This window comes from Actinoallomurus sp. NPDC050550 (genome assembly GCF_040655075.1).
GTDB lineage: Bacteria > Actinomycetota > Actinomycetes > Streptosporangiales > Streptosporangiaceae > Actinoallomurus.
On record NZ_JBFAJC010000005.1, the window covers coordinates 399,369 to 405,368 of the forward strand.

Sequence of the window (6,000 nt, forward strand, 5' to 3'; positions counted from 1 at the left end):
CTCGGCCGTTCCGCCCCGGTCGTCATGTTCGAACCCCGAACGGAACCTCTCGTCTGGCGTCACATCGGCAATCTAACAAACGAGATTGTCTTTCTGATCCGGATCGGCCATCCGTGATCGCGATGCGAAATTCGACGGGCTCGCCGCCGTCCCGCAGGGTGTCCCCGGCCAGGCCGCGCCAGGCGAACTCATTTGAGGATGTTCACCGCTCGGGCGATGACCAGGGCGACCGCCACGATCGATATCGCCGACTGGGCGAGCATCATCATCTTGGCCCAGCGGGTGAGCGGCATCACGTCGGTGGGGCTGAACGCGGTCGCGTTGGTGAACGACAGGTACAGGTAGTCCAGGAAGGTGGGCTCCCAGTCCGGCGGTGCCATCTCCGGGGACTGCATCTGGGTGAACAGGAAGTCGGGGTATGGCCGGTGCGCGAGGGCTCGCGCCGCCGGTCCGCCGCGGTCCAGTTCCCAGTACCAGAGGGCGAACACGATGATGTTGGTGCCCCAGATGGACGCGCCCGTGGCCAACAGCGGTCCGGCGTTGTCGCCGGCCGTTCCGTTGATCAGCTCGCGTACGAGGATGAACGCCGAGAACGTGTTCGCCACGGTGATGATCGCGATGAGTGCGAGGCTCGCGCTGCGCAGGATCCGCGACTCCCGGTTGATCCGCCGGGGGTTGGCCGCCATCAGGCCGCCCGCCAGAGCCGCCTCGAGGCCGGGTAGCAGGTAGCGCGGCTGCAGGGCGAACCGGCGCGGAAGTTCGATCTGCAACACGATCGCGACGACGACGGTGATCGTCACGGGCAGCCGCTGTTCGCCCTCGGTATGGCGCAACCAGGCCGGGAGGTGGACATCGTCGAAGCAGTCGGGCAGGTGCGCGTCGGTGTGCAGCACCTTTTCCAGGTGCGCGGTCTGGCGGCGCATCACATCGACCAGATACTGCGCTGCGTGATCGGTCGGGGGTTGCTCGCTCATGTGCGCATCTTCCCTGGTAGCGGGTCAGTCAAGGGTAAGCCCGACAACGCGCGCAGAGTCAGTCAGCGCGGGGCGAGCGGACCGAGGCGGACCGTAGCACTCACGGTGATCTCACGCACCCGATGCGAACGGCACCCTGGAGGACCCCATCGCCGGACGAGTGGCTGTGACCAGCACAATCGCCCCTAAAAGCAGGCGATCGGTGCCGCGGCGTGGCTGACGGGGAGAGTGTGGGCGACCCACGTACGGGCCTGGCTTTCCTGGTGGCCAGGCCCGTTGATCCGGCTCAGCGGTAGCCGTTGGCGGCGTTGAGGAGTTCCGAGCGCAGGCGGCGGCCGTAGCCCGTCGTCACGCCCAGGCGACGGGCCAGTTCGGTGCCCGGGATGTCCGGCTCGGTGGCCAGGAGGGCCGCCGCGCGCTGGCGGGCGCTGCCCTCCGTTGGGGTGGACGCGCCCACGGGTGGGTCGGGGATCTGCCCGATCTTCGGCTCCACGGCCGGCAGTTCGGGTGGCGGTTCGGGGAGCGAGGGCTCCGGTGGCGTGACCGCGACCGGAGCCTGCGCCGTCTCGGGCTCGGGCCGTACGGCGGGCTCAGCCTGCACCGGAGGCTCGGCCCGTACGGCGGGCTCAGCCTGTACCGCAGGCTCGGCCCGTACCGCAGGCTCGGCCCGTACCGCAGGCTCGGGCCGTACCGCAGGCTCGGGCTGGTCTCCAAGCGCGATGGTCGCGGTCAGAGACGGGAGGAGCTCCGCCGGGGCCACCCGGGAAAGCTTGATCGCCAGCCGTTCGTCGGCTGAGGCGTGGCGGTGCCACTTGCGTCCGTGGGCCATCTCCAGCCGCGCGATCTTCGCCCGGCGCTCGGCCTCCAGCTGCAGCGCCCGCCGGTACGACGTGATCTCCCAGAGGATCATCTGGCGGCGCAGCCGGGCCGTGGACAGCGGCGCCAGCAGCCACCGTGAGCGCCGGACCTTCTCCATCCGGCCGCCGTTCACCAGACCCACCCGCGCGGCCAGGACGTGCCGGGCGTACTCGCAGAACAGTACCCACAGCGCCGGCATCGCGGCGTGCGCGACGCGGATCGGGACTGGGCCGCCGGCCTGCCAGTTCAGCCAGATCGTCGCCGCCGTGAAGGCCCACGGGATCAGCCGCATCGACGGCTTGGCCATCCGCCAGTACGACAGCAGCAGGTCGGCCGCGGAGAAGACGAGGATCGCGACGTCGATGGCGACCGGTACGGCCCAGGCCGTGCCCCGGAACCATGGGTGCACGTACTCGTACACCGTCTGGAACGACACGTACATGCCGATCAGGGCCAGCGCGAGCATCGCGGCGCCGATCAGGCACACCGCGGTGCGCTCGCCCTTGCCGTCGCCGAGTGCGCGTACCGGGCGCCCACCCGGTTCGCCGTCGCGGTAAGTCACGACCGGAGCCACCTTCCGTTATCGATCCGCCACTGTGGTCGTCCGGCACGATACGCACTAATCGCCCAATGATCGCCCGATTTGAGGCGTAACACGGTGAACATCCGTTGCGGCGGGGAGCCGCATCGGATAGTCAGGCAAGGTGACCACGACCTATGTCGTCCCCGGCCTGTCGGAATCGGTCGAGATCCTGATCGACCGCTGGGGCGTACCGCACGTGTACGCGGAGTCACGCGACGACCTGTTCGTCGCGCAGGGCTTCAACGCCGCGCGCGACCGGCTGTTCCAGATCGACTTCTGGCGCCGGCGTGGTCTGGGTCTGCTGTCGGAGGTCTTCGGCGCCGCGTACGTCGAGCACGACCGTGCCGCGCGACTGTTCCTCTACCGGGGCGACATGCACGCGGAGTGGCTGGCGTACGGCTCGGACACCAAGCGCGTGACCGGCGCGTTCGTCCGCGGCGTCAACGCCTTTGTCGCGCTGTGCCGCGAGCAGGAGGAGCACCTCCCGTCGGAGTTCGGCGAACTCGGCTACCTCCCCGCCTTCTGGGAGCCCTCCGACGTCGCGCGGATCCGCGGCCATGGCCTCTTCTACAACCTGGAACAGGAGGTCGCGCGCGCCCTCACGTTGCGGGACCACGGGCCCGACGTCGAGGACCTGCGCCGCATACGCGAACCCGGCCCGCACGAGTTGCGCGTACCCGAGGGCCTCGACCTCGACCTCATTCCCGACGACGTTCTGCGCGTCTACCGCCTCGCCACCGCACCACCCGACCTCGGCCCCCGTGGCGGCCTCGACGGCAGCAACAACTGGGTGATCGCCCCGTCCCGTACGGCCACGGGCCGCCCGCTGCTCGCCAACGACCCGCACCGCACCGTGACCCTGCCCGCGCTGCGCTACATCGCCCACCTGTCCGCGCCCGGCCTGGACGTGATCGGCGGCGGCGAGCCCGCGCTGCCCGGCGTCTCCATCGGCCACAATGGCAAGATCGCCTTCGGGCTGACGATCTTCCCGATCGACCAGGAGGACCTGTACGTCTACCGCACCAACCCGGCCGACCCGCACGAGTACGACTACCGCGGCCGGTGGGAGCCGATGGAGTGCTTGCGCGAGACGATCCCGGTACGCGACGGCGAGGCCGTCGAGGTCGACCTGTGGTTCACCCGCCACGGCCCGGTGATCGACGAGCGCCCGGACCGGAACGCCGCCTTCGCCGTACGCGCCGCGTGGCTGGAGCCGGGCATGGCCCCCTACCTCGGCAGCATGGACTACATGAACGCGGACGGGCCGGACGCGTTCGTCGCCGCGATGAACCGCTGGGGCGCGCCCGGAGAGAACCAGATCTACGCCGCCCCGGACGGCACGATCGGCTGGCGCCCCGCCGGTCTCGTGCCGAAGCGCCCGAACTGGGACGGCACCCTGCCGGTGCCCGGCGACGGCCGGTACGAGTGGGACGGCTTCCGCGACATGGACGAGCTGCCGTCCGTACGGGACCCCGAGCAGGGCTGGTTCGCCACCGCCAACCAGCTGAACCTGCCCGACGGCCACCCGGTGCCGCCGGTCACCTTCGACTGGTACCCCCCGTACCGCCATGAGCGGATCGCCGAGGAGCTCCGGTCGCGCACCGGCTGGACCGTCGCCGACTGCGTGCGCCTGCAGACCGACTACCTCAGCGTGCCCGCCCGTCGCATCCTGCCGCTGCTGGCGGACGTCGAGCCGCAGGACGACGTACGGGTCGCGGCGGCGCTGGAACTCCTGCGCGGCTGGGACGCGAGACTCACGCCGGACTCGGCCGCGGCGGCGCTGTTCGAGATCTGGTATCGCCGACACCTGCGGCCCGCCCTCCTCGACGCGGCGCTGGCCGCGCTGATCTCGCCGGACGAGCGCGCCCGGACGCTCGCCCGGCTCCTCCCGGTCGAGGACGAGTCCACCGACGCGCGCCTCGACCTGGACCTGCTGGTCTCGCCCGGCGATCGCCTCGGTCACGACACCGCCGGCACCCGGCGGCGGATCCTGCGGACGACCCTCGCCGCGGCGATGGCCGAGTCCTGCGGCCTGCTCGGCGAGGACACCGCCGCCTGGGCGTGGGGCCGGCTGCACCAGGCCGAGCCACGCCACCCGCTCGCCGCGCGGCTCGGCGACCGTGACTGGACCTCGGCCGGCCCGGCGCCGCGCGGCGGCAGCGGCGACACCGTCGGCAGCACCGCGTACACGCCGGACTTCCGCCAGACCGGCGGCGCGACGTTCCGGCTGGTCGTGGACGTCGGCGCGTGGGACGAGTCGGTCGCGATGAACTCCCCGGGCCAGTCCGGCGTCCCCGGCAGCCCGCACCACCACGACCTGTTCGACGCCTGGGCCGCCGACGAGGCGTTCCCGCTGCTCTACACCCGCGCAGCGATCGAGCGGGCGCTCGGCAAGCGCATCGTCCTGGAGCCGGGGAGCCGGCGATCGCTGCCATGACCTGCACAGACGGTGCCATTAGGCACTGAGAAAAGATCTCTTATCCGTTTCGACCCAGTTGAGCGACGTGGGCTGATCTGGACGCCGGAGAATTTGATCAAAGCGCCGAGGCGGAGTCGGCGGCAGGCCGGGGAAACGGCAGCGGGGCCCGTACCTTCAGGTACGAGCCCCACGACGCATGCGGAGAACTCAAAGAGGGATGATGTTCTCTGCCTGCAGGCCCTTCTGGCCCTGCGTGATGTCGAACTGCACCTTCTGGCCCTCCTGGAGCTCACGGAAGCCCTGAGCAGCGATGTTGGAGTAGTGAGCGAAGACGTCGGCGCCGCCGCCGTCCTGCTCAATGAAGCCGAAGCCCTTTTCCGCGTTGAACCACTTAACGGTACCTGTACTCATGATCCATATCCTTCTGGGGTGCATAGGACTCACACCGTGTGACTCCTGCATCGCCGAAATGACCCCTCCCGGACGAAGTCCGGTTACAACAAAAAATGCGCCCGAGATTGGAACCAGCAGGCGCACATAAAGTCTATGGGAACCAAAACTGCAATTTCTTTCGATTCTACCACGCCCCATATGCCCGACCGCCGTAGGACCGTGCGACCGCGCCGGTGCGGTCGGTCGAGCCGTCGTCGACCACGATGATCTCTGGGTCGCCGGCAGATCGCCCGCTCTCGTCGGATGAACGACCTGCTCGGCCTGGTGCACGGCAATCTGCTCATCGGGCTCAGCTACGGCTGGTGGGTCGCCAAACACAACCGCCACCGCGCCAATCCCAACCACGAAGGCCGGGATCCCGACATCTCGAGTGGCGCCATCGCGTGCACCACTGATCACGCCCTCGCCCGGCGCGGAAGGCCCGCCAGGGCGCTGGCCCGGTTCCAGGCGTACCTATTCTTCCCGATGCTCCTGCTCGAGGGGCACCTGAACGCCGTCGGCGCACCGCTTCGCCCCCAGGCTGATGCCGGATAGCCGCCGGAGGATCTACGGCCACGGCCGGTGATCGTCGTACGTCCGGGGCTGGGCAGTCCTCCGGTACAGCATGAGATGAGCGCCCCGGTGAGCGTCACCGTGTCTCGGCGCCGGCCTCGGTCGCCCGGGCCTGGCGTTCGGCGCGGCGTTCGGTGAATCGCGTCGCCGCCGCCTCGAGC

Annotated in this window: 6 protein-coding genes; 2 read left to right on the forward strand and 4 right to left on the reverse strand. The window is 69.8% G+C overall.

Translation table 11 applies throughout. From position 1 onward, the window contains the following. Nucleotides 1-188: 188 nt before the first annotated feature. Nucleotides 189-974: a hypothetical protein gene (locus AB0I04_RS10230; protein ID WP_360881744.1), complete on the reverse strand. Its 786-nt coding sequence runs from the start codon at nucleotides 972-974 to the stop codon at nucleotides 189-191. Between the two features lie 286 nt (nucleotides 975-1,260). Then, nucleotides 1,261-2,394, reverse strand: a complete 1,134-nt coding sequence (locus tag AB0I04_RS10235) for a DUF2637 domain-containing protein (protein WP_360881746.1) — start codon at nucleotides 2,392-2,394, stop codon at nucleotides 1,261-1,263. 142 nt (nucleotides 2,395-2,536) lie between these two features. Between AB0I04_RS10235 and AB0I04_RS10240 the strand changes: the two genes are divergently transcribed. Beyond that, entirely contained in the window at nucleotides 2,537-4,852 is a 2,316-nt protein-coding gene (locus tag AB0I04_RS10240; protein WP_360881748.1) for a penicillin acylase family protein, read from the forward strand. Between the two features lie 189 nt (nucleotides 4,853-5,041). Here the strand turns inward: AB0I04_RS10240 and AB0I04_RS10245 are convergent, their stop codons facing one another. Beyond that, entirely contained in the window at nucleotides 5,042-5,245 is a 204-nt protein-coding gene (locus AB0I04_RS10245) for a cold-shock protein (protein WP_360881750.1), read from the reverse strand. 166 nt (nucleotides 5,246-5,411) lie between these two features. Then, a complete protein-coding gene (locus tag AB0I04_RS10250) occupies nucleotides 5,412-5,489 on the reverse strand; it encodes a hypothetical protein (RefSeq protein WP_360881772.1) in 78 nt (25 codons plus the stop codon). 23 nt (nucleotides 5,490-5,512) lie between these two features. Here AB0I04_RS10250 and AB0I04_RS10255 point away from each other — a divergent pair, with 23 nt between their 5' ends. After that, on the forward strand, nucleotides 5,513-5,821 hold the full coding sequence (locus AB0I04_RS10255; RefSeq protein WP_360881774.1) for a fatty acid desaturase: 309 nt from the start codon (nucleotides 5,513-5,515) through the stop codon (nucleotides 5,819-5,821). The last annotated feature ends 179 nt before the right edge of the window (nucleotides 5,822-6,000 follow it).